Raw genomic sequence first — 24627 nt, 5'->3', positions numbered from 1 at the left:
CCAACTGCTCTACCAACTGAGCTAACGACCCAAAAATGGTCGGGGTAAGGGGATTCGAACTCCTGACATCCTGCTCCCAAAGCAGGCGCGCTACCGGACTGCGCTATACCCCGGTTTTGAAATTGGCTCCGTGACCAGGACTCGAACCTGGGACCCAATGATTAACAGTCATTTGCTCTACCGACTGAGCTATCACGGAACTGCATATTTCAAATTTACAACTTTTACTACTTTGTAACCTTCTCTTCGGCTTGTCCGTATCGCTACGTTCATGTCTCTGAGGCGCGCTATTCTACAATCTTAAAAACCCCTGTCAACCCTTTAAATTGCTTTTAAGACAATGATTTGCGCTTCTTTCTGATTTCTCCTTGGGGAGAAGAAACCCGTGGGCTGACGTTGCTGCGGGGCGCACTTTACAAGCCTTTGCCTTACAGTTCAACGCCCTATCGAAAAAAAAGGCCTCGCAATGCGAGGCCGTCTCTAATAACCCTACAGGCTGGGCTTAGTGGAAGACGATTTCGTCGTTTTCCACCGTGGCCGTCACGCGGGTGCCTGGCATGAAGCTGCCCGACAGGATCAACTGTGCCAGTGGGTTTTCGATCCAGCGCTGGATCGCACGTTTAAGTGGCCGTGCGCCATACACCGGGTCGTAACCGACCGCGATCAGCTTGTCCAACGCCTCGCTGCTCAGCTCCAGGTCAAGCTCACGCTCGGCCAGGCGACTACGCAGACGACCCAACTGGATCTCGGTGATACCCGCGATCTGATCCCGCGCCAGAGGCTCGAAGATCACCACTTCATCGACCCGGTTGATAAATTCCGGACGGAAGTGCGAGGTCAGCGCATCCATCACCGCCGCACGCTGGCCTTCACGATCACCCACCAGCTCCTGGATCTGCGCCGAGCCCAGGTTGGAGGTCATCACGATCACTGTGTTGCGAAAGTCCACGGTACGCCCATGGCTGTCCGTCAGGCGGCCGTCTTCCAACACCTGCAGGAGGATGTTGAACACGTCCGGGTGGGCCTTCTCGACCTCGTCCAGCAGGATCACCGAGTAAGGCTTGCGCCGCACAGCCTCGGTCAGGTAACCGCCCTCCTCGTAGCCCACGTAGCCTGGTGGTGCACCAATCAGGCGAGCCACCGAATGTTTCTCCATGAACTCGGACATATCGATCCGCACCATGGCCTCTTCCGTATCGAAGAGAAACTCGGCCAAGGCTTTGCACAGCTCGGTCTTACCCACGCCGGTTGGGCCGAGGAACATGAACGAGCCGCTTGGACGGTTCGGGTCGGACAAGCCGGCACGGGAACGCCGCACCGCGTTGGACACCGCGACCACCGCCTCTTCCTGCCCGATGACGCGCTGGTGCAGCAGGCTTTCCATCTTCAGTAACTTGTCGCGCTCGCCTTCAAGCATTTTCGACACGGGGATGCCGGTCCACTTGGAGACCACTTCGGCGATTTCTTCCTCGGTCACCTTGCTGCGCAGCAACTGGTTCTCGCTCTTGCCATGCTGATCGACCATCTGCAGGCTGCGCTCCAGATCCGGGATCACCCCGTACTGCAACTCGGCCATGCGGTTCAGGTCGCCTTTACGGCGCGCGGCTTCCAACTCCTGACGGGACTGCTCGATCTTTTGCTGGATCTGTGCAGAACCCTGCACTTCGGCTTTTTCCGACGTCCAGATTTCCTCGAGATCCGAATACTCGCGTTCAAGACGGACGATTTCTTCCTGAAGTTTTTCCAGGCGTTTTTTCGCCGCCTCGTCCTCTTCCTTCTTAAGCGCCTGGGATTCGACTTTCAGTTGAATCAGGCGACGATCCAGGCGGTCGAGCACTTCCGGCTTGGAGTCAATTTCCATACGAATGCGGCTGGCCGCTTCGTCGATAAGGTCGATGGCCTTGTCCGGCAGCTGGCGATCGGTGATATAGCGATGGCTCAACTTGGCCGCCGCAATGATCGCGCCGTCAGTGATCGCCACCTTATGGTGGACCTCATAGCGTTCTTTGAGGCCACGCAGGATGGCGATGGTGTCTTCTTCGCTCGGCTCTTCCACCAGCACTTTCTGGAAGCGACGCTCAAGTGCCGCGTCCTTCTCAATGTATTGGCGGTACTCGTTGAGCGTGGTTGCGCCAACGCAGTGCAACTCGCCCCGCGCCAAGGCCGGCTTGAGCATGTTGCCGGCGTCCATCGAACCTTCGCCTTTACCGGCGCCAACCATGGTGTGCAGTTCGTCGATAAACAGAATGATCTGCCCTTCCTGCTTCGACAGCTCGTTCAGCAAGGATTTCAGGCGTTCTTCGAACTCGCCACGGAACTTGGCACCGGCGATCAACGACCCCATGTCCAGGGACAGCAGGCGCTTGCCTTTCAGGCCATCCGGCACCTCACCATTAATGATGCGCTGGGCCAGGCCCTCGGCAATCGCGGTTTTACCCACGCCGGGTTCGCCGATCAGCACCGGGTTGTTCTTGGTACGACGTTGCAGCACCTGGATGGTGCGACGAATTTCGTCGTCACGGCCGATCACCGGGTCAAGCTTGCCTTCTTCGGCGCGCTTGGTCAGGTCGACGGTGTACTTGTCCAGCGCCTGGCGCGACTCTTCGTGGTTGGGGTCATTCACGGCCTCGCCACCACGCAGGTTGTTGATGGCGTTTTCCAGGGCTTTCTTGCTCACGCCCTGCCCCAGCAACAATTTGCCAAGCTTGCTGTTGTCGTCCATTGCGGCGAGCAGCACCAGTTCGCTGGAGATGAACTGATCACCTTTCTGCTGAGCCAGGCGATCAGCCTGGTTGAGCAGGCGCGCCAAGTCCTGCGACATGTTCACGTCGCCGGTAGGGTTTTGGATTTTCGGCAGTTGGTCGAGCTCTTTGCTCAACTCCTTGCGCAGGCTGTTGATGTCAAAGCCCACCTGCATCAGCAAGGGCTTGATAGAACCACCTTGCTGTTCAAGGAGCGCCTGCATCAAGTGCGCAGGCTCGATGGCCGGGTGGTCAAGGCCCACCGCCAGGGATTGGGAATCCGATAAGGCCAACTGCAATTTGCTGGTTAAACGATCAATACGCATTAGTCACCTTCCTTTTGAGCAGGCCGGAGCTGTAAACACATCCTGAATGAAGAAACCTGCCAGATACCCTTATAGATGGGGTGGATTCTGGAGGATTCAAGCGAGCAATGGTTGATATGGATCAGCAATGACCCGGATCAGGAGAGTCTAGCGTTCAAGCCAGATCAGGGAGGCAAACCGACCGGTGCGAGGGCTGCGCCGGTAAGAAAAGAAGCGCGGATCGGTCACGGTGCAGAGACCGCCACCGTAAACAGCGGTGACACCGCGTGCGGCCAGCCGCAGCCGTGCCAGCTGGTAGATGTCAGCCATGTACTTGCCGGGATTGTGGCTTGGAACAAAGGCTTCGGCAGTGACCGGCAGTGGCTGCATAAAAGCGTCCCGCACTTCCGGGCCGACTTCAAAGGCCTGCGGCCCAATGGCAGGACCCAGCCAGACCAACACTTCGCCGGGTTCGGCCGCCAGGCTTTCGCAGGCGGCTTCAAGCACACCCGCCGCCAAGCCACGCCAACCGGCATGGGCGGCGGCCACACGCGTGCCGGCACGGTTGCAGAACAACGCGGGCAAGCAATCGGCGGTCATGGATGTGCAGGCAATACCCGGCGTGCTGGTCCAACTGCCATCGGCCTCTGCAATGCGCGATGGGTCCGCCTCAACCACAGCGGTCCCGTGGACTTGGCGCAGCCAGGCAGGCTGAATGTGGAATGCGTCGGTCAGGCGGCGACGGTTTTCAAGAACAGCCTCAAGGCTGTCCTCGACATGATCGCCCAGGTTAAGGCTGTCGAACGGCGCCAAGCTGACGCCGCCCGCACGGGTAGTGACGCAGGCTTTGACCTGAGCCGGCGCAGGCCAGTCAGGAATCAGCCAGTCACTCATCCGATAAACGCCTCACGATCCTGCTTGAGCAGCGACAGCAACCAGACCAGATCGTCCGGCAGAGGCGATTCCCAGCTCATCCGCTTACCGCTCGTCGGATGATCCAGTTCCAGGAAGCGTGCGTGCAAGGCCTGGCGCGGGAAGGATTTCAGCGATTCAACCATGGTCACACTGGCAGCCGGCGGAATACGGAAGCGACCACCGTAGGCAGGATCTCCGACCAACGGGAAATTAATGTGCGCCATGTGCACGCGAATCTGGTGCGTGCGACCGGTTTCGAGCTTGACCCGCACGTGAGTGTGGGACCGGAAACGCTCCAGCACACGGTAGTGGCTGACGGCCTGCTTGCCACCTTCCATTACCGCCATACGCTGGCGCTGCTGGCCGTGACGGCCAATAGGGGCGTTGATCTTGCCACCCGCCACCACCACGCCGATCACGATGCACTCGTAGATTCGGCTGACGCTGCGACTCTGCAATTGTGTGACCAGCTGCGTCTGGGCCTGGATCGTCTTGGCCACCACCATCAAGCCGGTGGTGTCCTTATCCAGGCGGTGCACGATGCCGCAGCGCGGGACATTGATAATGTCCGGCACGTGGTGCAACAAGGCATTGAGCAAGGTGCCATCAGCGTGCCCGGCTGCCGGGTGAACCACCAGGCCTGCGGGTTTGTTGATGACCAGGATGTCGTCATCTTCATAGACGATATCCAGCTCGATGTCCTGAGCGACCCATTCTCCCTGGGCTTCCTGCTCGGCAGTCAGCTCAAGAATCGCACCGCCATGGACTATGTCTCGCGGGCGGATAACCGCTCCATCCACAGTCAGGCGGCCGTCTTTGATCCAGGCGGAAAGGCGCGAGCGCGAGTGCTCAGCGAATAATTGTGCGGCGACTTGATCGAGGCGTTGGCCGCCCAATTCGGACGGCACCTCTGCGCGAAGTTCAATTTTATCGGACATGCTCAGACTAGGCGTGGCACAGCCTTTGGTTTCGGCTGCGCGCTTGTGGTTAAATACGGCGTCTTTTGCCCCGATGCTTTCAACGGGGCGCTCATCATAACAGGACGGCCCCGCCCAAGACAGCGGCCGTCATAGGGACGCAAGCCGCCATGCAAGTGAAACACCTGCTGCTGATCGCCATCCTCGCCATGACTGCTGCTTGCTCGTCAACAAAGGAAGTCGTCGACGAAAACCTGAGCGAAGTCGAGCTGTATCAATTAGCTCAAAAAGACTTGGACAATAATAGCTACACCAGCGCCACAGCCAAGCTGAAGGCACTGGAGTCGCGCTATCCGTTCGGGCGCTATGCCGACCAGGCCCAGCTTGAGCTGATCTACGCCAACTACAAGAACGCCGAGCCGGAGGCCGCCAAGTCTGCTGCCGAGCGTTTTATCCGTCTGCACCCGCAACACCCGAACGTGGACTACGCCTACTACATGAAGGGCCTGACCTCGTTCGACCAGGACGTTGGCCTGCTGGCGCGCTTCCTGCCGCTGGACATGACCAAGCGTGACCCGGGTGCTGCACGCGACTCCTACAACGAGTTCGCCCAGCTGACCAGCCGCTTCCCCAACAGCCGCTACGCGCCGGACGCCAAGCAGCGCATGATCTACCTGCGCAACCTGCTGGCCTCCTACGAGATTCACGTTGCCCACTACTACCTGACCCGTCAGGCGTATGTCGCTGCCGCCAACCGTGGCCGCTATGTGGTGGAGAACTTCCAGGAAACCCCATCCGTGGGTGACGGCCTGGCAGTGATGACCGAGGCTTACCAGCGCCTGCACCTGGACGCCCTGGCGGCCACCAGCCTGGAAACCCTGAAGCTCAACTACCCCGACCACCCAAGCCTCAAGGACGGCCAGTTCGTGCCTCAGGTTGCCGAAGTGGACAACCGTTCGTGGCTGAGCAAGTACACCTTGGGCCTCATCGAGTCCCGTCCACCGTTGCCGCCGGGCGAAACCCGCGCCAACCAGGAAGTGATGAAGCAGTACCAGGATGCCAAGGACGCTATTCCTTCGGACCTCAAGCCGCATGACGCAAACGGTGATGTGATCGAAGAAGAAGCACCACAGGCCCTTGGCAACAACCAGGACCGTTCGTGGTTCAGCTACATGACCTTCGGTGTCTTCGACTGACAGGTCGACGCGATACAAAAAGGGAGCCCACTGGGCTCCCTTTTTTGTGGGCAAGCATTATTGCGCTGTGCGCTTTTCACGCGCTTGGCTAAACTGGCGCATTCCCTGTCGAGAAACTGCACACCATGGTTCGTCTACTGTTCTGGATTGCCGTCATTGCTGCCGCGGTATGGTTCTGGCGCAAATTCAAAAGCCCGGCGGCTAAACAGCAACGCCCCGCCGCGCCTGACGCCGCCTTGATGGTGCGCTGTGCCCACTGCGGCGTGCACCTGCCGCAGGATCGCGCACTCAGTTCACGCCAAGCGTGGTACTGCACCCAAGCGCATCTGGAACAAGGGCCAAAGTCTATCCAGCGTTGATCCGACCTGCCGGTGCGTAAGGCGCCGGGTCAATGATCGGTGCGGCCCCCAGCAGCAGGTCAGCGAATAGCTGGCAGGATGCAGGCGCGAGCACCAGCCCGTTGCGGTAATGCCCGCAATTGAGCCAAAGCCCTTTGAAACCCGGAACCTCGCCGATGTAAGGGATACCTTCCGGCGACCCGGGGCGCAAACCGGCCCAATGGCCCACAACCTCGGCGTCCGCCAACGCGGGAATCAATTCCACAGCCGAGGCCTTGAGGCTTTCCAGCGCAGGCTCGGTCGGGGTCTTGTCGAACCCTTCATGTTCCAGCGTACTGCCGATCAGAATGTGCCCGTCACGCCGCGGGATCGCGTAGCGGCCTTTGGCCAGAACCATGCTCGACAAGAAATCCGACGCACACTTGTACAAAATCATTTGGCCTTTGACCGGTTCCACAGGTAACGACAAGCTCAGCTTGCCCAGCAGCTCCCCGCTCCAGGCACCGGCAGCCAGCACCACCTGATCGCCAAGAATCTGCCCGGCGGCCGTGTCCACCCCCACTATGTCGCCACCCTCAAGAACAAACCCATGGACTTCGCACTGCTCATGCAGGGTCACGCCGGGTAGCGCCAATAACGCCGCTTTGAGGGATTTGACCAGCCGCGGATTGCGCACATTGGCCACATCCGCCATGTAGACCGCCTGGGAATAACCACCACCGAGCACCGGCACAGCATCATGGGCGGCAGACACATCCACTTTGCTCAGCGGCCGGCCTTCTCGGGCAGCCCAGGCCAGTGCTTCAGCTTCATCCTCCAGGTCCAGCCAGTACAAGCCCGTGGTATGAACTTCTGGATCAACGCCCGTGGCGGCGAACAAGCGCTGCGCCAGCTGTGGATAAAAATCCTGGGACCAGTGGGCCAGCGCGGTGACTGCCGGGCTGTAGCGCCACGGGTAAAGCGGTGAAACGATGCCGCCGCCCGCCCATGAAGACTCCTGGCCAAGCCCGGAGCGATCCAGCAGTACGACGGCCTGCCCTCGGGTGGCCAGGTTGAATGCCGTCAACAACCCGATGACTCCACCACCGACAATCACCACTTTCTGTTGCTTAGCCATCATTTGATCCAGCCGATAAAAAGGGAAAGGCGCGCCCGGCGCCCAATCATCCAGCACTCTCATCATTGCCCCCAGCACGCCTTGCGCGACATTTCAGGTGCCGCCCCCGGATTGCTGCGCACACCGGAGCTGCTCAGGCTGAATGCACCGCAAGGGTCTCCCGCCATCACTGAGCCGGCGACAGGCGTGGCTACCAGGCTGAATGCCTGAGGGTTTAATGCAGCGCTGATTCTATAGCGATCATTGCCCCCACTGACGTTGCCTGCATCAAGAAAAGTACCGTTACGCGTGTAGAAGCGCTCCAGGTAGTGGACTTGCTCATACAACAACGCAACGATTTCTGCGCGATAGGCTTTTTTTACATGGCCGGTATACCCGGGGTAAGCGATCCCGGCCAGAAACGCGATGATCGCTACAGCGATCAGTAACTCGATCAGGGTGAAACCTTGGCAATCCTTGCCCATTGATACGCTCCTTATTGAAGTTGCCGCCATAAAACCCGACGAAATACTGGGCCTCCCTCCTTGTCTACTTGTGCATACACCGTCTCCAGCACCGTACGCGACTGGCCGCTGAGCCCGACCGCCGTCACACGGTACAACGCGGCGCCTGTTTCAGGCGGTAGACCCACAAGCCCTGCGCCAGGCCCCAACGCTTGAACCCCATACAACCCACCCTTCAGGGCAACCCAGCTCACCGCTGAAACAGGATTCTCCCCGGCACCCACCACCGAAAACGACTCCTGCGGCGGTACACAGCGACTGATCGAGCGGCACAACGGCAGCACCGGACTTGAGCGTCGGATGTCCGACTCACCCAACCGCAAGCCGCTTTCAGCGCTTTGAAAGGATTGATTGCGATGCCAGATGCCGCTGGCAATTTTTTGCTGAGACATGGCGCCTTGCATTGAAGCCAGGCCGATCAGTGACAGGACCAATAGAAATACCAGGCTGATCAATAAAACCATGCCCGTCTGCTGCCGATAAAAGCCGCGATAACTCGACATGGTCGCCCTACCCCACCCGATTACGCAGCGCAGCCACCACGCTGTAGGCCTGATCCTTCACTCGCCCGGTCGGGTCGCGAAGCGTCATCTGAATGCGCACACTGCGTATCAGCGATTCATCAGCCGGGCTGGCGTCATAGCGCACGACTTGAGTGGAGCCGAGTTGGGCCGCTACACCGAAACTGATGTCGAACGCCTGTACATTATCCACCAACACAATCCTGGCCGGCGCTGCAGGCGTACTGACCTTCAACTGCCCCGCCTCAAAGGTGTAGGTGAGCTGGCGTATCGCAAACCGAATCTGACCGGGCGCGGGCAGTGGTGCGCTGCCCGCGTAGGCTTGGGCAGTGCCGGTGCAATCGGAAAGTACCGTCCAGTCAGGCTTGCCGCCCTCACCTGCCACTTCGGCGGTGACCAGCGTCAGTGACCTTGAGCTGCTCGCAGCACTCCAGCCAACGGGTCGATCGAACGCTGGCGGTGCATTATCGATATAGGCCGTCGCCAGGCAGCCAAACATGCCTGCCTGGCGAATATCCTGGACCATCTTGCCCAGCACAAACCGCGCATCATCCTGCAGCAACATGGCCGCCTGCTGGCTGGTGTGGGTGGATCGCGCGCTGATGACGACTTGACTGACCCCAAATACCAGCACCAACCCGATAGCCAGCGCCAGCAACAGCTCAATCAAGCTGAAACCCCGCGCAAGGCGAATCATTGCGCCACCCCTGGCTCGCTGGCAGCGCGACTGGTGAGGATGAACGTTTCGCGTGCGCCGCCACTGTTCGCCGCCCTGGCGTCGTCCCAACTGATACTGACGGTCACCTTGCTGCCGCTGACCACAACAGACCCTTTTGCGCTCGCTCCAGCAAACCCGAGGATATTGGCTTCGAAATCATGCAGGTCCAGATCACGCACGCTGGAGGTCACTGTACTGGGCGGTGCACCTTCGCTCAGGCCCCATGAGTAATCAGCACCCGAATTGGCACGGACCCGGTCCAGCATGTCGTAGGCAATGAAACTGGCCTGGCTGATCATCCTGGAGCTGTCAGTGTGCTTGAGTGCATTGAGCTGGATCACTGCGGCGCCGAGCAGGCCAACCGCAAGAATCAGCACTGCCACCAGCACCTCGATCAGCGTGATACCGGATTGGTGCCTGGGCAAAACGGGGGCAGCGTGGGTGTTCGGGCGAACAAGCATTACCGTCGTCTTCCCTGTCGAAGGCTGAAAAAAGCAGTAAAAACCTGCTGTGCAGCCCAAGACTAGCGCCGGTTTTTGGCTGGCGCTGCTCTCGGAACAAAGGGAAATACTTTGGACATGAATGCCATCATTCAGCGCGAAGAGCCGGGGGCTATACCTATGCCTGCCGACTGAAAGACTGAACACGTCCACGGAGGGACGACCTATGAGACAACACGGCTTCACGCTGATCGAACTGCTGCTCGGCCTGGTGCTGAGCGGCATCCTGGCAAACCTCGCCGTACCCGGCTTCAGGGGGTTTCTTGCATCGCAGCAGCGACAAACGGCTGTCAACGCCCTGGCAGCCGGGTTGCGTTATGCACGCACCGAGGCCATTACCCGCAATCGTGCGGTGGTCATTCATGCCAAGGATGAGAACTGGAGCCTGGGATGGCGAGTGATTCTGGACGCAAGCGGGCGCGGCATCCTGGACGACACCAACCCGGTGCTGCTGGAACGGCAGGACAGCGGGACAATACCGATCGTCGGCAATGGGCCGGTCAAGAGCCAGGTACGCTTCAGCGGGCTGGGCGAACCGGTGTTTTCAGCAGGCGGCTTTCGCGCTGGCACGGTGCACGTATGCGACGCGGACCAGGGGCAAAGCCTGTTTCAGTTGGTACTTGCCCCCAGTGGGCGCATCAGCCTGCGCAGTGAACCCACTGAGCAGGCAGTGTGCCGAAATCATTCGGGCGACCTGGCATTCAAAGCAGCGAGCGGACTCGCAGCTCTTTGGGCATGGAGAACGTGATGTTCTCTTCACGACCGGCCAACTCATCGGCGCCGGTGGCACCCCAGGCCTGCAACTGCTGGATCACGCCACGCACCAGGACTTCAGGCGCCGAGGCGCCCGCCGTGATGCCGATACGCTCAACACCGTCGAACCAGCTGCGCTGCATGTCTTCAGCACCGTCGATCAGGTATGCCGGTGTCGCCATGCGCTCAGCCAGTTCGCGCAAGCGGTTGGAGTTGGAGCTGTTAGGGCTGCCGACCACCAGCACTACATCGCACTCATCGGCCAGTTGCTTGACCGCGTCTTGACGGTTTTGCGTGGCGTAGCAGATGTCGTCCTTACGCGGGCCGCCGATGGCCGGGAATCGCGTGCGCAGGGCATCGATCACTCGGCTGGTGTCGTCCATCGACAAGGTGGTTTGCGTCACAAAGGCCAGCCGCTCGGGGTTTTGCACCTGCAAGTTGGCGACGTCCTTTTCATCTTCCACGAGGTAGATGGCACCGCCCGTGCTGGAGTCGTACTGGCCCATGGTGCCTTCGACTTCCGGGTGGCCAGCGTGGCCAATCAGGATGCATTCACGACCGTCACGGCTGTAACGCGCCACTTCGATATGCACCTTGGTCACCAGCGGGCAGGTAGCGTCGAATACTTTCAGGCCACGGCCGGCCGCTTCGGTACGTACCGCCTGGGACACACCATGGGCGCTGAAGATGACGATAACGTCGTCCGGCACTTGGTCGAGTTCTTCGACAAAGATAGCGCCGCGTGCTCGCAGGTCTTCGACCACGAATTTGTTGTGGACGACTTCATGGCGCACATAAATCGGCGGGCCGAAGACTTCCAGGGCGCGATTAACGATTTCGATCGCCCGGTCCACGCCCGCGCAGAAGCCACGGGGATTGGCGAGTTTGATTTGCATGCTGTGCCTCGTGTCTTGCAGGGCAAGAAATTGGATCAACGCAACTCTGTAAGAGTAAGCCTCTGTGGAAGCCGGGTTAGCCCGCGATACAGACGACTCGGTGTATCAGGTACTCCGAGGTGGTGCTATCGCAGGCAAGCCAGCGCCCACAGGAACCGGTTTAGTCGATCAGAGCGCTTTAACGTCGATGATTTCGACGTCAAACGTCAAGGTTTTACCGGCCAACGGGTGGTTGAAGTCGATGGTCACTTGCGTGTCATCGAAGGTTTTCACCACGCCGGGCAGCTCGGTATTCGCCGCGTCGTTGAAGATCACCAGCAGACCTTCCGACAGGTCCATGTCCTGGAACTGCGAACGCGGGATGATCTGCACGTTTTGCGGGTTGGGCTGGCCAAAGGCGTTTTCCGGCAGGATCTGCAGGGTGCGCTTGTCGCCAGCCTTGAAACCGAACAGCGCGGCTTCAAAACCCGGCAGCAGGTTGCCATCACCGACCTTGAAGGTCGCCGGGGCTTTGTCGAACGTACTGTCGACCGTGTCGCCATTCTCCAGGCGCAATGCGAAATGCAAAGTGACTTCCGTGTTCTGGCCGATGCGTTGCTCAGCCAATACCTGATCAGTCATTGACGGTCTCTCCGGTTTTCTTACTTTTGAACATGTCCAACGCCAGCATGATTGCACCGACGGTGATGGCGCTGTCGGCAAAGTTGAACGCCGGGAAATACCAGCGGTTCTGCCAATGCACCAGGATAAAGTCGATTACATGGCCCAGGGCAATGCGGTCGTACAGGTTGCCCAGCGCGCCGCCCAGCACCAACGCCAGGGCAATCGCCAGCCAGGTGTCATCACGGCCCAGACGCTTGAGCCAGACCACCAGCACCGCACTGACCACCACGGCGATCAGCGCGAACAGCCAGCGCTGCCAGCCGGAGCTGTCAGCAAGAAAGCTGAAGGCAGCGCCGGTGTTGTAGGCCAGGGTCCAGCTGAAGTAGTCAGGAATGACCACAATCTGCTGGTACATCTGTAAGGCACCTTCGAAGTGAGCCTTGCTGAGCTGGTCAATGACCAGCACCAGCACGCTCAGTACGAGCCAGCCCAGACGTCCGAAACGGCTGGAAGCGTTAGGCATAGTGGCGAACCTCGCCATCACCCGAAATGTTATCGACACAGCGACCGCAGATTTCCGGATGCTCAGGGTTCACGCCCACGTCTTCACGGCAGTGCCAGCAACGGGCGCACTTCGGGAAGGCCGACTTGACGACTTTGAGCTTGAGGCCCGGTACTTCGGTGGCCACCGCGTCCGCAGGTGCCTGGGCAAACGGTGCCAGGCTGGCGGTGGAGGTGATCAGCACGAAGCGCAGTTCGTTGCTCAGCTTGGCCAGGTCGGCGGTCAGGCCGTCCTCGGCAAACAGGGTGACTTCGGCTTGCAGGTTGCCACCGACGGCCTTGGCCGCACGCTGAACTTCCAGCTCCTTGTTCACCGCAACTTTGACGGCCATCACGCCTTCCCAGTACTCGCGGCCCAGTTCGAAGTCGGCCGGCAGTTCGGTCAAACCTTCGTACCAGGTGTTGAGCATCACCGACTCGTTACGCTCGCCCGGCAGGTATTCCCACAGCTCGTCGGCGGTGAAGGCCAGGATCGGTGCGATCCAGCGCACCAGCGCTTCAGAGATGTGATACAGCGCGGTCTGCGCCGATCGGCGCGCCTTGCTGTTGGCGCCGGTGGTGTATTGGCGGTCCTTGATGATGTCGAGGTAGAAACCACCCAGCTCCTGCACGCAGAAGTTGTGGATCTTGGAGTACACGTTCCAGAAACGGTATTCACCGTAGTGCTCCTGCAACTCGCGTTGCAGCAACAGGGTACGGTCCACAGCCCAACGGTCCAGGGCAAGCATGTCCTCGGCCGGCAGGATGTCGGTGGCCGGGTTGAAACCGGTCAGGTTCGACAGCAGGAAGCGTGCGGTATTACGGATACGGCGGTAGGCATCGGCGCTACGGGCCAGGATCTGGTCCGACACGGCGATTTCGCCCGAGTAATCGGTCGAGGCCACCCACAGACGCATGATGTCGGCGCCCAGGGTGTCATTGATCTTCTTCGGCTCGATCACGTTCTTCAGCGACTTGGACATCTTGCGGCCCGTTTCGTCGACGGTGAAGCCGTGGGTCAGCAGTTCGCGGTACGGCGCGTGATTGTCGATGGCGCAACCGGTCAGCAGCGACGAGTGGAACCAGCCACGGTGTTGGTCCGAGCCTTCCAGGTAGAGGTCGGCGCGCGGGCCGGTCTCATGGCCCATCGGGTGCGAACCACGCAGCACGTGCCAGTGGGTGGTGCCCGAGTCGAACCACACGTCGAGGGTGTCGCTGATCTTGTCGTACAGCGGCGCTTCGTCGCCCAGCAGCTCGGCGGCGTCCAGCTTGAACCAGGCTTCGATGCCTTCCTGTTCAACGCGCAAGGCCACGGCTTCCATCAGCTCGACGGTGCGTGGGTGCAGCTCGCCGCTTTCCTTGTTCAGGAAGAACGGGATCGGTACGCCCCAGTTACGCTGGCGGGAGATGCACCAGTCCGGACGATTGGCGATCATCGAGTGCAGGCGCGCCTGGCCCCAGGCCGGGACGAACTTGGTGTCTTCGATGGCTTTGAGCGAGCGCACACGCAGGGTGTCGCCGCTGGTCGGCTCTTTGTCCATGCCGATAAACCACTGCGCGGTGGCGCGGTAGATCAGCGGGGTTTTGTGGCGCCAGCAGTGCATGTAGCTGTGCTTGATGGTTTCGGTGTGCAGCAGCGCACCGACTTCACGCAGTTTGTCGATGATCGGCTCGTTAGCCTTGAAGATGAACTGGCCGCCGAAGAACTCCAGCGATGGCGCGTACACACCATTGCTCTGCACCGGGTTGAGGATGTCATCGTTGACCATACCGTAGGCTTTGCAGGTCACGAAGTCGTCAACGCCGTAGGCCGGTGCGGAGTGAACCACACCCGTACCCGAACCCAGTTCGACGTAGTCAGCCAGGTAAACCGGCGACAGGCGGTCATAGAACGGGTGACGGAAGTTGATCAGTTCCAGCGCGGAGCCGGTGGTGGTGGCGATCACCGAACCTTGCAGTTCGTAGCGCGCCAGACAGGCCTCGACCATTTCCTCGGCCAGCACCAGCAGGCGATCACCGACGTCCACCAGGGCGTAGGTGAATTCCGGGTGCACGTTCAGCGCCTGGTTGGCCGGGATGGTCCACGGGGTGGTGGTCCAGATCACGATGGCCGCCGGCTTGCTCAGGCTTGCCAGGCCGAAAGCCTGGGCCAACTTGGCGTCGTCGGCGATCGGGAAGGCCACGTCGATGGTCGAGGACTTCTTGTCTTCGTATTCGACTTCCGCCTCAGCCAGGGCCGAACCGCAGTCGAAGCACCAGTTCACGGGCTTGAGGCCCTTGAACACAAAACCGCCTTTGACGATTTCAGCCAAGGCACGGATTTCACCGGCCTCGTTCTTGAAGTTCATGGTCTTGTACGGGTTGTCCCACTCGCCCAGCACGCCCAGGCGGATGAATTCGGACTTCTGCCCTTCGATCTGCTCAGTGGCGTAGGCACGGCACAGTTCGCGGGTTTTATCCGCGCCCAGGTTTTTGCCGTAGGTCACTTCGACTTTGTGTTCGATCGGCAGGCCATGGCAGTCCCAGCCCGGGACATACGGCGCGTCAAAACCCGACAGGGTTTTCGAGCGCAGGATCATGTCCTTGAGAATTTTGTTCAGCGCATGACCGATGTGAATCGTGCCGTTGGCATAAGGAGGGCCGTCGTGCAGGACGAACTTCGGACGATCCTTGCCAATTTCGCGCAACTTTCCGTACAGGCCAATACTGTCCCAGCGCTGCAGGATCTGCGGTTCGCGCTGTGGCAGGCCGGCCTTCATTGGGAAGGCGGTGTCCGGAAGGTTTAGCGTGGCTTTATAGTCGGTCATTTAAGGCTCTTCGGTTAGCGATGGGCGCTAGGTGCGGCTAGTGCACGGGCGGCGGCGACATCCGCATTGATCGCCGTTTTCAACGCCTCAAGGGAGGCGAAACGCTGCTCTTCACGCAGCTTCTGGTGGAAAACCACCGTCAAACGCCGGTCATACAAATCACCGGCAAAATCCAAAAGGTGAACTTCCAGGTGGGCCTTGCCATCACCTGCAACCGTGGGCCTGACGCCTATATTGGCGACTCCCGGCCACGATTGACCATCGATGTCGACGCTCACCAGGTAAACCCCGGTGAGTGGCACACGACGGCGCTTGAGTTGCACGTTGGCGGTTGGCGTGCCCAGTTGGCGCGCCAGCTTCTGGCCGTGCAGTACCCGCCCGGCAATGCGGAACGGGCGACCGAGCAAACGCTCGGCCAAGGCGAAGTCGGCAGCGGCCAAGGCGTTACGCACCTGGGTACTGCTCACGCGCAGGCCGTCCAGTTCGACGGTTTGCGCGGCTTCGACGGTAAAACCTTGATTAACGCCGGCGTGTTGCAGGAAGTCGAAATCCCCGACGCGGTCGCAACCGAAACGGAAGTCGTCGCCGACCTCCAGGTGCTGTACGCCCAGGCCATCCACCAGAATACGGTCAACGAACTCGGCAGCGCTGAGGCTTTGCAAGCGCTGGTTGAAGGCCAGGCAAAGGACCCGGTCCACGCCCTCTTCAGCCAGCAGTTGCAGCTTGTCGCGCAGACGGGCCAAACGTGCCGGCGCCGTTTCGGGGGTAAAGAATTCCCGCGGCTGTGGTTCAAAAATCACCACGCAGCTGGGCACGCCCAACTCGACCGCTCGCTCGCGCAGCCGGGCCAGGATAGCCTGGTGGCCACGGTGAACACCGTCAAAGTTGCCAATAGTGGCGACGCAGCCCCGATGCTGGGGGCGCAGGTTGTGGAGACCTCGAACCAGCTGCATAACGCGCTTCTTGCTCATAAAGTGGTCGATTATAACCACACCCGGCCCCGGACGACAGGCAACAGCACAGGCCAAATGGATCGAATCGATAAAACAACCGTTTTATCGCGGCAAACTCTCTATCCCAGCGACTTGCGATTGAAATCCCGCAGGCGGAAGCCTTGCAGCAGCAACATCCCGAAGTACACCACCACACCAGCGACCACCAACACGCCAAGGCGCATGAAGCGCTCCAGCATAGGGCCTTGATCCCAGGCCGGCATAAAGTGCATCAGGCCCAGCAACACCGCTGACATTGCCGCTACCGCGACCACCAGCTTGAGGGCAAACATTCCCCAGCCCGGCTGCGGCTGGAACATCTGCTGCTTGCGCAGCTGATAAAACAGCAGACCGGCATTGATGCAGGCACCGATGCTGATAGCCAGGGCCAGGCCGGCATGCGCCAACGGACCGATAAATACCAGGTTGAGCAACTGGGTAACGATCAGGGTGAAGATCGCGATTTTGACCGGCGTGCGGATATTTTGCTGGGCGTAGAAGCCTGGGGCCAGCACCTTGATCACAATAATGCCGAGCAAACCGACGGAGTAAGCGACCAATGCACGTTGGGTCATCGACGCGTCAAATGCGCTGAACTGACCATACTGGAACAACGATACGGTCAACGGCTCAGCCAGGATGCCCAACGCCAGGGAACAGGGCAGCACCAGCATGAAGCACAGGCGCAGGCCCCAGTCGAGGATGCGTGAATACTCGTGGCGGTCCTTACTGGCATAGGTGCGCGACAAGGTTGGCAGCAAAATCGTGCCCAAGGCCACGCCAAGCACACCGGACGGCAGTTCCATCAGGCGATCGGCGTAGTACATCCACGACACCGAACCGGAGACCAGCAGCGAGGCAAACGCAGTGTTGATGATCAGCGAGATCTGACTGACCGACACCCCCAGGATCGCCGGCAGCATATTGCGCATTACGCGCCATACGCCGGTGTCCTTGAGGTTAAGACGTGGCAGCACGAGCATGCCGATCTTTTTCAGGTGCGGCAGTTGGTAGAGCAACTGCGCCAGGCCACCCGCCAGTACCGCCCAGCCCAGAGCCATGACCGGCGGGTCGAAGTAAGGCGTGAGGAACAGCGCGAAAATAATCATGCTGACGTTCAGCAGGGTCGGCACGAAGGCTGGCACCGAGAAGCGGTTCCAGGTATTGAGGATCGCCCCGGCCAGGGACGACAGAGAAATCAGCAATATATAGGGGAAGGTCACCCGCAGCAGATCAGTGGTCAGCGCGAATTTTTCCGGTGTGTTGGCAAAACCCGGCGCCGTGGCCCAGATCACCCAGGGCGCAGCCAGCATACCGACGATGGTCACCAACATCAGTACCAGCGTCAGCAGGCCCGAGACATAGGCAATAAACGTGCGGGTTGCCTCTTCACCCTGCTGGGTCTTGTACTCGGCCAGGATCGGCACGAAAGCTTGAGAAAAAGCGCCCTCCGCGAAGATCCGCCGCAGCAGATTGGGCAGTTTAAAGGCAATAAAGAATGCATCCGTGGCCATGCTGGCGCCAAAAATGCGTGCCAGCAGGGTGTCACGCACGAACCCCAAAACCCGGGAAATCATGGTGATAGAGCTGACGGCAGCCAACGATTTGAGCAGATTCATTGAAAGAGTTTGCGCCTATAGATAAAGAGCAGGCGAACAAAGCGCCCACTTATGCGATACTGCGCGCCTGCAACAGCACAGAGCCAAAGCTCGCGAGTTTACAGGTCAAGCGCCGGAAATAAATCACCCGCCTCTTCAGATCGACCACTCAGCAGTTCGCATCAGCCGCCCTTGACAACACATCAAGTCATCGGCATGATTCGCGGCCTATTTTGTTTGCTATTTCCTAAAAAGTCTTTCGAGGAGCTCGACGGTGGCCAACACACCTTCCGCCAAAAAACGTGCAAAACAGGCTGAGAAGCGTCGCAGCCACAACGCCAGCCTGCGTTCCATGGTTCGTACCTACATCAAGAATGTAGTTAAAGCCATCGACACCAAAGACGCTGAAAAAGCCCAAGCTGCTTACGTTCTGGCCGTGCCAGTTATCGACCGTATGGCCGATAAAGGCATCATCCACAAGAACAAGGCCGCTCGTCATAAGAGCCGCCTGAATGGCCACATCAAGGCTCTGAACGTCGCTGCAGCAGCCTAAGTGGTAAAAACTGCCACGTAGCCCTGGTTACGTAACAGTTAAAAAATGCCCCGTACCGAAAGGTCCGGGGCATTTTTGTTTGGGCCCGATAAAGCCAAGTCAGCTTTTCTGCAGACAAAAAAACGCCCCGAACCAGTCGGGGCGTTTTTGCTACCGATTGATCAAACCACAATCAATGGTGATGACCACCTTCACCGTGGACGTGGCCGTGAGCCACTTCTTCCTGGGAAGCGTCGCGGATGGCAACGATCTTCACTTGGAAGTTCAGGCGCTGACCGGCCAGAGGGTGGTTACCGTCGACAGTCACGTCGTCGCCGTCCAGATCGCGGATGGTGACGATCTGCATTTGGCCGTCCGGTGCGGAAGCGTGGAACTGCATGCCCACTTCCAGCTCATCAACACCTTCGAACATGCTGCGGCTCAGGGTGCTGACCAGTTCGGCGGAGTATTCGCCGTATGCATCTTCAGGTTCTACGGCGACAGTCAGTTCGTCACCGACGTTCTTGCCTTCCAGAGCCTTCTCCAGGCCCGGGATGATGTTACCTGCGCCTTGCAGGTAGACCAGCGGCGCGCCGCCGGCGGAGCTGTCGATGACCTCACCAGCGTCGTTGGTCAGGGTATAGTCGATGGAGACAGCCTTGTTAGCGGCGATCGTCATGGGGCGAGACCTTTTGCATAAGAATGAAGAACGGACAAGTCTAAACAAGGATTTGCCCGAAAGCGAACAGAACCCGGACAGACGGGACCGATCAACGGCATCCTTCATCATCGGCTTCCACCAGGACGACGACGGGCACTGGGTCGCCGACCTGTCCTGCGGTCACACACAGCACCTGCGCCACCAGCCGCCATGGCAGTCCCGCGCCTGGGTGCTCGACCCCGCGCAGCGCCTGGAAAAAATAGGCCGGCCCTTTGCGTGCGGCTGGTGTGCGCAAAAGCGTGAATAACGATAACCTTGGCACCTGATTCCCGGTAGGCGCTCAGCCATAGAGCGCCACCGAAGCCATGCACCTCCAGAGAATTCGCATGCAGACTTTTTTTATCGCGCCCACCGATTTTGGAGTGGGTCTGACCTCCATCAGCCTTGGGCTGGTGCGTACCCTTGAACGGGCCGGGCTGAAAGTCGGCTTTTTCAAACCGATTGCCCAGCCACACCCGGGCGACACCGGCCCTGAACGCTCCACCGAGCTGGTGGCGCGCACCCATGGCCTGAAACCGCCACAGCCTCTGGGCCTGGCCCATGTCGAGCGGATGCTCGGCGATGGCCAGCTCGACGAACTGCTCGAAGAAATCATCACCCTTTATCAGCAAGCCGCCGTGGGCAAGGACGTGCTGATCGTCGAGGGCATGGTGCCGACCCGCAGCGCCAGCTATGCGGCGCGGGTCAACCTGCACCTGGCCAAGAGCCTCGACGCCGAAGTGATCCTGGTGTCGGCGCCGGAAAACGAAGTGCTCACCGAACTCTCCGGCCGCGTGGAACTGCAGGCCCAACTGTTCGGCGGGCCGAAAGACCCGAAAATGCTCGGTGTGATCCTCAACAAAGTGCGCACCGACGAAAGCATGGAAGCATTCTCGGCGCGTCTCAAAGAGCATTCGCCGTTGTTGCGCAGCGGCGAGTTCCGCCTGTTGGGCTGCATCCCGTACCAGCCGGAACTCAACGCGCCGCGCACCCGCGACGTCGCCGACCTGATGGGCGCGCAGATTCTCAACGCCGGTGACTATGAAAGCCGGCGCATGACCAAGATCATCATCTGCGCGCGCACTATGCGTAACACCGTTGAACTGCTCAAACCCGGCGTCCTGGTGGTAACCCCCGGCGACCGCGACGACATCATCCTCGCCGTCAGCCTGGCCGCGATCAACGGCGTGCCTCTGGCCGGCTTGCTGCTGACCAGCGACACCCTGCCCGACCCACGCATCATGGATCTGTGCCGCGGTGCTTTCCAGGCCGGGCTGCCGGTGTTGTCGGTGAGCACCGGCTCCTACGACACGGCGAACCAGCTCAACAGCCTGAACAAGGAAATCCCGATTGATGACCGCGAACGTGCGGAGATCATCACCGATTTCGTCGCCAGCCACCTGGATGCGCGCTGGCTGCACCAACGCTGCGGTACGCCTCGGGAGATGCGCCTGTCGCCAGCGGTGTTCCGCTATCAGTTGATCCAGCGCGCCCAGGCGGCCAACAAACGTATCGTGCTGCCCGAAGGCAGCGAGCCCTTGACCGTGCAAGCCGCCGCCATCTGCCAGGCCCGGGGCATTGCCCGTTGCGTGCTGCTGGCCAAGCCAGCCGATGTGGAAGCGGTGGCCCGCGCCCACGGCATTGAGTTGCCCGAAGGCCTGGAGATTCTCGACCCGGACCTGATTCGCCAGCGGTATGTCGAACCCATGGTCGCACTGCGAAAGAGCAAGAGCCTCAATGCGCCGATGGCCGAGCAGCAACTCGAAGACACGGTGGTGATCGCCACGATGATGCTTGCACTGGATGAAGTGGACGGCCTGGTCTCCGGCGTTATCCACTCCACCGCCAACACCATCCGCCCTGCCCTGCAGCTGATTAAAACGGCGCCGGGCTGCACCTTGGTGTCGTCGGTGTTCTTCATGCTGTTCCCCGAGCAGGTGCTGGTGTATGGCGACTGTGTGATGAACCCACACCCGAGCGCCGCCGAATTGGCAGAAATCGCCCTGCAAAGCGCCGACTCGGCTGCGGCTTTCGGCATCACCCCGCGCGTGGCGATGATCAGCTATTCCAGCGGCGATTCGGCCAGTGGCGAAGAAGTGGAGAAAGTCCGCGAAGCCACCCTGCTCGCCCACGAGCAACAAAGCTCACTGCTGATCGATGGGCCGTTGCAATACGACGCCGCCGCCAATGAAACCGTCGCCCGGCAGTTGGCGCCCAACAGCCAGGTCGCCGGCAAAGCCACGGTGTTTGTGTTCCCCGACCTGAACACTGGCAATACCACGCACAAAGCCGTGCAACGCAGTGCCGACTGCGTGAGCCTGGGCCCCATGCTGCAAGGCCTGCGCAAGCCGGTCAACGACCTGCCGCGCGGTGCCCAGGTCGACGACATCGTGTACACCATCGCGCTGACTGCGATTCAAGCCGCCAACCGACCTATGGATATCTAAATGCTGGATTTTCTACCTGCCGCCGTGCGCGGGGTAATTGCTTCGCTGCTGTTGGCGCTGAACACCATCCTGCTGTGCTCGTTCCTGTTTGTTGTCGCGCTGTTCAAGGCTCTGCCGTTTGCCAAACGCTTCAGCGAATGGCTGATGAACCACACCCACGAAGCCTGGGTGACCAACAACAAGGGCTGGATGAACCTCGTGCGGCGCACCCGCTGGCACCTGACCGGCCTGGAGGGCCTCGACTACCAGCACTCATACCTGGTGACCAGCAACCACCAGAGCTGGGTCGACATCATGGTGCTGCAATACGTGCTCAATCGCCGGATTCGGCCGCTGAAGTTCTTCCTCAAGCAGGAACTGATCTGGGTGCCGGTAATTGGCCTGGCATGGTGGGCACTGGGCTTTCCGTTCATGAAGCGCTACACCAAGGCCTATTTGGAAAAGCATCCGGAGAAGAAAGGCAAAGACCTGGAAACTACGCGCAAGACCTGTGCAAAGTTTCGCGACAACCCGGTGGGCATTTTCAACTTTGCCGAGGGCACGCGGTTTACGCCGGGCAAACATGCCCAGCAGAAATCGCCGTTCCGCTACCTGCTCAAACCCAAGGCGGGCGGGATTGCGTTTGTGCTGGATGCCATGGGCGAGCAACTCAAGTCATTGGTGAACGTGACCATCCACTACCCAGCCGGACGCCCAGGTTATTGGGATTTGTTGTGCGGGAATGTGAAGGACGTGGTGGTGCACTTCGAAGAGGTGCAGATTCCAGCCGGGTTTATCGGCAAGAACTATGAGCAGGATGGGGAGTATCGTTTGGCGTTTCAGGGCTGGATCAACCAGCTGTGGGAAGACAAGGATGCGCTTCTAGGCAAGCTTCACACAGATTATCCAAATAACAGGTGATCAAAATGTGGCAACGGGCTTGCTCGCGAAAGCGGAGTGTCAGCTAATACATGTGTGGCTGATAAACCGCTTTCGCGAGCAAGCCCGCTCCCACACTTGCCCGGATAACTTTCAAGATCCCACAGAAAAGCCCGCCACCGAGTGCTCGGTGGCGGGCTTTTTTGTGGCGGCGAGGTTTAGATCGCGCCGCGCTGACGCAACAGCTCCAGCACTTGCTTGACGCTGTCTTCCAGCGACAGTACCTGGGTGTCGATTACCAGGTCGGCATTCAACGGCACGTCATACGGGAAGGACTCGCCAGGGATGTTATCCCCACCGGCAGCGTACAAGCCTTGCGGATCACGCTCGGCACACACCAACGGCGAGGCCTGCACGTAAACCGTCAGCAGGCGGTCGGCACCAATCAGCGCCTTGGCCTGTTCGCGGCCTTCGGCATCCGGCGCAACGAATGCTGCCAGGGTCAGCAGGCCGGCTTCGTTGAACTGGCGCGCCACGTGGGCGGCACGCCGCCAATTTTCGGTGCGCCCGGTGCGGTCCTGCGGCAAGCCTTTGTTCAGGTCGTGGCGCAGGTTCTGGCCATCCAGCACGAACACGGCACGGCCCATGTCGAACAGCTTGCGCTCAACCGCATAGGCCAAGGTGCTCTTGCCCGCGCCCGACAGGCCGCTGAACAGCACGGTGGCCGGTTGCTGGCCGAAGCGCTGGGCGCGTTCTTCGGTCGCCACATGGGCCAACTTGCCGTGATGCGTGGCGGAGCCATGGTTGACCGGCGGCGCGATGATCATGCCCGCGGCCACCGTGCCATTGGTCAAGCGGTCGATAACAATAAACGCACCGGTGGTGCGGTTGCTGTCATAGCCGTCCAGCGCGATGGCGGCGTCGAGGCTGACCTTGACCCGACCAATCTCGTTCAACTGCAGCGAACTCGCCGGGCCTTCGGCCAGGGTGTTCACGTCCACACGATGCACGATGCTGGTGATGGAACCCGGCACGTAGCTGGTGGCGCGCTTGATGTCGTACTTCTTGCCCGGCAGCATCGGCTCTTCGGCCATCCACACCAGCATGGCGTCGAAGGCGTCGGCCACTTGCGGCACGTTGTCGGCATGCACCAACAGGTCGCCACGGGAGATGTCGATTTCATCTTCCATGGTCAGGGTTACAGCCTGGCCTGGGCCGGCGTGCTCCAACTCACCGTCGAAGGTGACGATGGATTTGACCCGGCTGCTCTTGCCCGACGGCAGCACCACGACTTCGTCGCCCTTGTGCACGACGCCGCTGGCCAGGGTGCCGGCGAAACCACGGAAGTTCAGGTTCGGACGGTTGACGTACTGCACCGGGAAACGCAGGTCGGTGTAGTTGCGGTCGTTGGCGATCTCGACGGTTTCGAGAATTTCCATCAGCGACTGGCCCGTGTACCAAGGCGAACGCTCGCTCTTGTTGACCACGTTGTCGCCTTTGAGCGCGGACATCGGCACGAAGGCCATGGTGCTCGGCTTGAACGCAATGCCTTCGGCGAACTTCAAGTAATCCGCCTTGATTTGCTCGAATACGCTTTGGTCAAAGCCATTGATGTCCATCTTGTTGACGGCCACCACGATGTGTTTGATACCCAGCAACGAGGCGATAAAGCTGTGGCGACGGGTCTGGGTCTGCACGCCGTAGCGGGCGTCGATCAGGATGATCGCCAGGTCACAGGTGGAGGCACCGGTGGCCATGTTGCGGGTGTACTGCTCATGGCCGGGGGTGTCGGCGATGATGAATTTGCGCTTGGCGGTGGAGAAGTAGCGGTAGGCAACATCGATGGTGATGCCCTGCTCACGCTCGGCCTGCAGGCCATCGACCAGCAACGCCAGGTCGATGTCATCACCGGTGGTGCCGGACTTCTTCGAGTCGCGGGTGATAGCTTCCAGGTGATCTTCGTAGATCATCTTGGAGTCGTGCAGCAGGCGCCCGATCAGGGTGCTCTTGCCGTCGTCGACGTTGCCGCAGGTCAGGAAGCGCAACATTTCCTTGCGCTCGTGCTGGCCCAGGTAGGCGAGGATGTCCTCGCTGATCAAATCAGATTGATGCGACATTGGTGACAGCCCC

At 60.0% G+C, this 24627-nt stretch carries 23 protein-coding genes and 2 tRNA genes; 7 read left to right on the top strand and 18 right to left on the bottom strand.

All coding sequences use genetic code 11. The features are described from left to right. Window positions 1-36 precede the first annotated feature (36 nt). The 5 genes from A7D21_RS14055 to rluD form a co-directional block, all read right to left on the bottom strand. Window positions 37-113, bottom strand: a tRNA-Pro gene (locus tag A7D21_RS14055). Window positions 114-123: 10 nt separating this feature from the next. Beyond that, window positions 124-199 (bottom strand) — tRNA-Asn (locus A7D21_RS14050). Window positions 200-502: 303 nt separating this feature from the next. Beyond that, entirely contained in the window at window positions 503-3067 is a 2565-nt protein-coding gene (gene clpB, locus A7D21_RS14045; RefSeq protein WP_053254304.1) for an ATP-dependent chaperone ClpB, read from the bottom strand. A gap of 147 nt (window positions 3068-3214) precedes the next feature. Further along, window positions 3215-3940: a peptidoglycan editing factor PgeF gene (pgeF, locus tag A7D21_RS14040; RefSeq protein WP_053254303.1), complete on the bottom strand. Its 726-nt coding sequence runs from the start codon at window positions 3938-3940 to the stop codon at window positions 3215-3217. Continuing rightward, window positions 3937-4899, bottom strand: a complete 963-nt coding sequence (gene rluD / locus A7D21_RS14035) for a 23S rRNA pseudouridine(1911/1915/1917) synthase RluD (RefSeq protein ID WP_053254302.1) — start codon at window positions 4897-4899, stop codon at window positions 3937-3939. Before rluD ends, pgeF begins: the two co-directional genes overlap by 4 nt. A gap of 149 nt (window positions 4900-5048) precedes the next feature. Here rluD and A7D21_RS14030 point away from each other — a divergent pair, with 149 nt between their 5' ends. Continuing rightward, the gene (locus A7D21_RS14030) at window positions 5049-6074 is read left to right on the top strand and encodes an outer membrane protein assembly factor BamD (RefSeq protein WP_053254301.1); all 1026 of its coding nucleotides are present in this window, start codon (window positions 5049-5051) and stop codon (window positions 6072-6074) included. Between the two features lie 125 nt (window positions 6075-6199). Next, window positions 6200-6433 (top strand): PP0621 family protein, encoded by a 234-nt coding sequence (locus A7D21_RS14025; RefSeq protein WP_053254300.1) that lies wholly within the window; start codon window positions 6200-6202, stop codon window positions 6431-6433. On the opposite strand, the gene thiO is transcribed toward A7D21_RS14025, so the two are convergent. From thiO to pilV, 5 genes are all read right to left on the bottom strand, one after another. Continuing rightward, window positions 6420-7529, bottom strand: a complete 1110-nt coding sequence (gene thiO, locus A7D21_RS14020) for a glycine oxidase ThiO (protein WP_053255337.1) — start codon at window positions 7527-7529, stop codon at window positions 6420-6422. The two genes, A7D21_RS14025 and thiO, sit on opposite strands and share 14 nt — an antisense overlap. 62 nt (window positions 7530-7591) lie before the next feature. Continuing rightward, a complete protein-coding gene (locus tag A7D21_RS14015; RefSeq protein ID WP_053254299.1) occupies window positions 7592-7993 on the bottom strand; it encodes a type IV pilin protein in 402 nt (133 codons plus the stop codon). An 11-nt stretch (window positions 7994-8004) separates the two neighbouring features. Continuing rightward, entirely contained in the window at window positions 8005-8535 is a 531-nt protein-coding gene (locus tag A7D21_RS14010; RefSeq protein WP_053254298.1) for a PilX N-terminal domain-containing pilus assembly protein, read from the bottom strand. A gap of 7 nt (window positions 8536-8542) precedes the next feature. Further along, complete coding sequence (locus A7D21_RS14005; RefSeq protein WP_069551957.1) at window positions 8543-9250, bottom strand: PilW family protein; 708 nt, start codon at window positions 9248-9250, stop codon at window positions 8543-8545. Beyond that, the gene (gene pilV, locus A7D21_RS14000) at window positions 9247-9732 is read right to left on the bottom strand and encodes a type IV pilus modification protein PilV (RefSeq protein ID WP_053254296.1); all 486 of its coding nucleotides are present in this window, start codon (window positions 9730-9732) and stop codon (window positions 9247-9249) included. The genes A7D21_RS14005 and pilV overlap by 4 nt, the downstream gene beginning before the upstream one ends. A 205-nt stretch (window positions 9733-9937) precedes the next feature. On the opposite strand from pilV, the gene A7D21_RS13995 reads away from it, so the two are divergent. Further along, window positions 9938-10519 carry a GspH/FimT family protein gene (locus tag A7D21_RS13995; RefSeq protein WP_053254295.1) on the top strand — a complete coding sequence of 194 codons (582 nt, stop codon included), beginning with the start codon at window positions 9938-9940 and terminating at the stop codon, window positions 10517-10519. On the opposite strand, the gene ispH is transcribed toward A7D21_RS13995, so the two are convergent. The 6 genes from ispH to murJ form a co-directional block, all read right to left on the bottom strand. Beyond that, window positions 10473-11420 (bottom strand): 4-hydroxy-3-methylbut-2-enyl diphosphate reductase, encoded by a 948-nt coding sequence (gene ispH / locus A7D21_RS13990; protein WP_053254294.1) that lies wholly within the window; start codon window positions 11418-11420, stop codon window positions 10473-10475. The two genes, A7D21_RS13995 and ispH, sit on opposite strands and share 47 nt — an antisense overlap. A gap of 168 nt (window positions 11421-11588) precedes the next feature. Continuing rightward, window positions 11589-12026 carry an FKBP-type peptidyl-prolyl cis-trans isomerase gene (gene fkpB / locus A7D21_RS13985; RefSeq protein WP_169875912.1) on the bottom strand — a complete coding sequence of 146 codons (438 nt, stop codon included), beginning with the start codon at window positions 12024-12026 and terminating at the stop codon, window positions 11589-11591. A 7-nt stretch (window positions 12027-12033) separates the two neighbouring features. Further along, window positions 12034-12546 carry a signal peptidase II gene (gene lspA / locus A7D21_RS13980; protein ID WP_053254292.1) on the bottom strand — a complete coding sequence of 171 codons (513 nt, stop codon included), beginning with the start codon at window positions 12544-12546 and terminating at the stop codon, window positions 12034-12036. Beyond that, complete coding sequence (gene ileS / locus A7D21_RS13975) at window positions 12539-15370, bottom strand: isoleucine--tRNA ligase (RefSeq protein WP_069551956.1); 2832 nt, start codon at window positions 15368-15370, stop codon at window positions 12539-12541. The genes lspA and ileS overlap by 8 nt, the downstream gene beginning before the upstream one ends. Before the next feature lie 14 nt (window positions 15371-15384). Then, the gene (gene ribF, locus A7D21_RS13970; RefSeq protein WP_053254290.1) at window positions 15385-16323 is read right to left on the bottom strand and encodes a bifunctional riboflavin kinase/FAD synthetase; all 939 of its coding nucleotides are present in this window, start codon (window positions 16321-16323) and stop codon (window positions 15385-15387) included. A gap of 119 nt (window positions 16324-16442) precedes the next feature. Next, a complete protein-coding gene (gene murJ / locus A7D21_RS13965) occupies window positions 16443-17981 on the bottom strand; it encodes a murein biosynthesis integral membrane protein MurJ (RefSeq protein WP_069551955.1) in 1539 nt (512 codons plus the stop codon). Window positions 17982-18234: 253 nt separating this feature from the next. Between murJ and rpsT the strand changes: the two genes are divergently transcribed. After that, window positions 18235-18513, top strand: a complete 279-nt coding sequence (gene rpsT / locus A7D21_RS13960) for a 30S ribosomal protein S20 (RefSeq protein WP_003171647.1) — start codon at window positions 18235-18237, stop codon at window positions 18511-18513. 172 nt (window positions 18514-18685) lie between these two features. Here the strand turns inward: rpsT and A7D21_RS13955 are convergent, their stop codons facing one another. Beyond that, complete coding sequence (locus A7D21_RS13955; protein WP_003188398.1) at window positions 18686-19171, bottom strand: peptidylprolyl isomerase; 486 nt, start codon at window positions 19169-19171, stop codon at window positions 18686-18688. Between A7D21_RS13955 and A7D21_RS13950 the strand changes: the two genes are divergently transcribed. The 3 genes from A7D21_RS13950 to A7D21_RS13940 all read left to right on the top strand — a co-directional run bounded on the left by A7D21_RS13950 (window position 19170) and on the right by A7D21_RS13940 (window position 22539). Continuing rightward, window positions 19170-19460 (top strand): DUF3565 domain-containing protein, encoded by a 291-nt coding sequence (locus A7D21_RS13950; RefSeq protein ID WP_069551954.1) that lies wholly within the window; start codon window positions 19170-19172, stop codon window positions 19458-19460. The genes A7D21_RS13955 and A7D21_RS13950 overlap by 2 nt on opposite strands. A 79-nt stretch (window positions 19461-19539) precedes the next feature. Beyond that, window positions 19540-21639: a phosphate acetyltransferase gene (pta, locus tag A7D21_RS13945; RefSeq protein WP_053254287.1), complete on the top strand. Its 2100-nt coding sequence runs from the start codon at window positions 19540-19542 to the stop codon at window positions 21637-21639. Then, window positions 21640-22539: an acyltransferase gene (locus tag A7D21_RS13940; protein WP_053254286.1), complete on the top strand. Its 900-nt coding sequence runs from the start codon at window positions 21640-21642 to the stop codon at window positions 22537-22539. A 176-nt stretch (window positions 22540-22715) separates the two neighbouring features. Here A7D21_RS13940 and cysN read toward each other — a convergent pair whose 3' ends face one another. Then, the gene (gene cysN / locus A7D21_RS13935; RefSeq protein WP_069551953.1) at window positions 22716-24614 is read right to left on the bottom strand and encodes a sulfate adenylyltransferase subunit CysN; all 1899 of its coding nucleotides are present in this window, start codon (window positions 24612-24614) and stop codon (window positions 22716-22718) included. Window positions 24615-24627 lie beyond the last annotated feature (13 nt).

It is taken from the genome of Pseudomonas sp. AP19, assembly GCF_001728855.1.
GTDB classification, from domain to species: domain Bacteria; phylum Pseudomonadota; class Gammaproteobacteria; order Pseudomonadales; family Pseudomonadaceae; genus Aquipseudomonas; species Aquipseudomonas fluorescens.
The sequence above is the reverse complement of the archived record's forward strand: the minus strand, read 5'-3'. Positions and strand labels throughout refer to the sequence as shown.

What these genes read in the sequence shown, in the direction of transcription:
- A7D21_RS14015 (WP_053254299.1), bottom strand. Translation starts at nt 7,993, where the DNA reads ATGGGCAAGGATTGCCAAGGTTTCACCCTGATCGAGTTACTGATCGCT.
- A7D21_RS14010 (WP_053254298.1), bottom strand. Translation starts at nt 8,535, where the DNA reads ATGTCGAGTTATCGCGGCTTTTATCGGCAGCAGACGGGCATGGTTTTA.
- thiO (WP_053255337.1), bottom strand. Translation starts at nt 7,529, where the DNA reads ATGGCTAAGCAACAGAAAGTGGTGATTGTCGGTGGTGGAGTCATCGGG.
- A7D21_RS14030 (WP_053254301.1), top strand. Translation starts at nt 5,049, where the DNA reads ATGCAAGTGAAACACCTGCTGCTGATCGCCATCCTCGCCATGACTGCT.
- pilV (WP_053254296.1), bottom strand. Translation starts at nt 9,732, where the DNA reads ATGCTTGTTCGCCCGAACACCCACGCTGCCCCCGTTTTGCCCAGGCAC.
- A7D21_RS14025 (WP_053254300.1), top strand. Translation starts at nt 6,200, where the DNA reads ATGGTTCGTCTACTGTTCTGGATTGCCGTCATTGCTGCCGCGGTATGG.
- lspA (WP_053254292.1), bottom strand. Translation starts at nt 12,546, where the DNA reads ATGCCTAACGCTTCCAGCCGTTTCGGACGTCTGGGCTGGCTCGTACTG.
- A7D21_RS14005 (WP_069551957.1), bottom strand. Translation starts at nt 9,250, where the DNA reads ATGATTCGCCTTGCGCGGGGTTTCAGCTTGATTGAGCTGTTGCTGGCG.
- clpB (WP_053254304.1), bottom strand. Translation starts at nt 3,067, where the DNA reads ATGCGTATTGATCGTTTAACCAGCAAATTGCAGTTGGCCTTATCGGAT.
- pta (WP_053254287.1), top strand. Translation starts at nt 19,540, where the DNA reads ATGCAGACTTTTTTTATCGCGCCCACCGATTTTGGAGTGGGTCTGACC.
- A7D21_RS13940 (WP_053254286.1), top strand. Translation starts at nt 21,640, where the DNA reads ATGCTGGATTTTCTACCTGCCGCCGTGCGCGGGGTAATTGCTTCGCTG.
- A7D21_RS13950 (WP_069551954.1), top strand. Translation starts at nt 19,170, where the DNA reads ATGGGGCGAGACCTTTTGCATAAGAATGAAGAACGGACAAGTCTAAAC.
- rluD (WP_053254302.1), bottom strand. Translation starts at nt 4,899, where the DNA reads ATGTCCGATAAAATTGAACTTCGCGCAGAGGTGCCGTCCGAATTGGGC.
- cysN (WP_069551953.1), bottom strand. Translation starts at nt 24,614, where the DNA reads ATGTCGCATCAATCTGATTTGATCAGCGAGGACATCCTCGCCTACCTG.
- pgeF (WP_053254303.1), bottom strand. Translation starts at nt 3,940, where the DNA reads ATGAGTGACTGGCTGATTCCTGACTGGCCTGCGCCGGCTCAGGTCAAA.
- A7D21_RS13955 (WP_003188398.1), bottom strand. Translation starts at nt 19,171, where the DNA reads ATGACGATCGCCGCTAACAAGGCTGTCTCCATCGACTATACCCTGACC.
- ileS (WP_069551956.1), bottom strand. Translation starts at nt 15,370, where the DNA reads ATGACCGACTATAAAGCCACGCTAAACCTTCCGGACACCGCCTTCCCA.
- ribF (WP_053254290.1), bottom strand. Translation starts at nt 16,323, where the DNA reads ATGCAGCTGGTTCGAGGTCTCCACAACCTGCGCCCCCAGCATCGGGGC.
- A7D21_RS13995 (WP_053254295.1), top strand. Translation starts at nt 9,938, where the DNA reads ATGAGACAACACGGCTTCACGCTGATCGAACTGCTGCTCGGCCTGGTG.
- murJ (WP_069551955.1), bottom strand. Translation starts at nt 17,981, where the DNA reads ATGAATCTGCTCAAATCGTTGGCTGCCGTCAGCTCTATCACCATGATT.
- ispH (WP_053254294.1), bottom strand. Translation starts at nt 11,420, where the DNA reads ATGCAAATCAAACTCGCCAATCCCCGTGGCTTCTGCGCGGGCGTGGAC.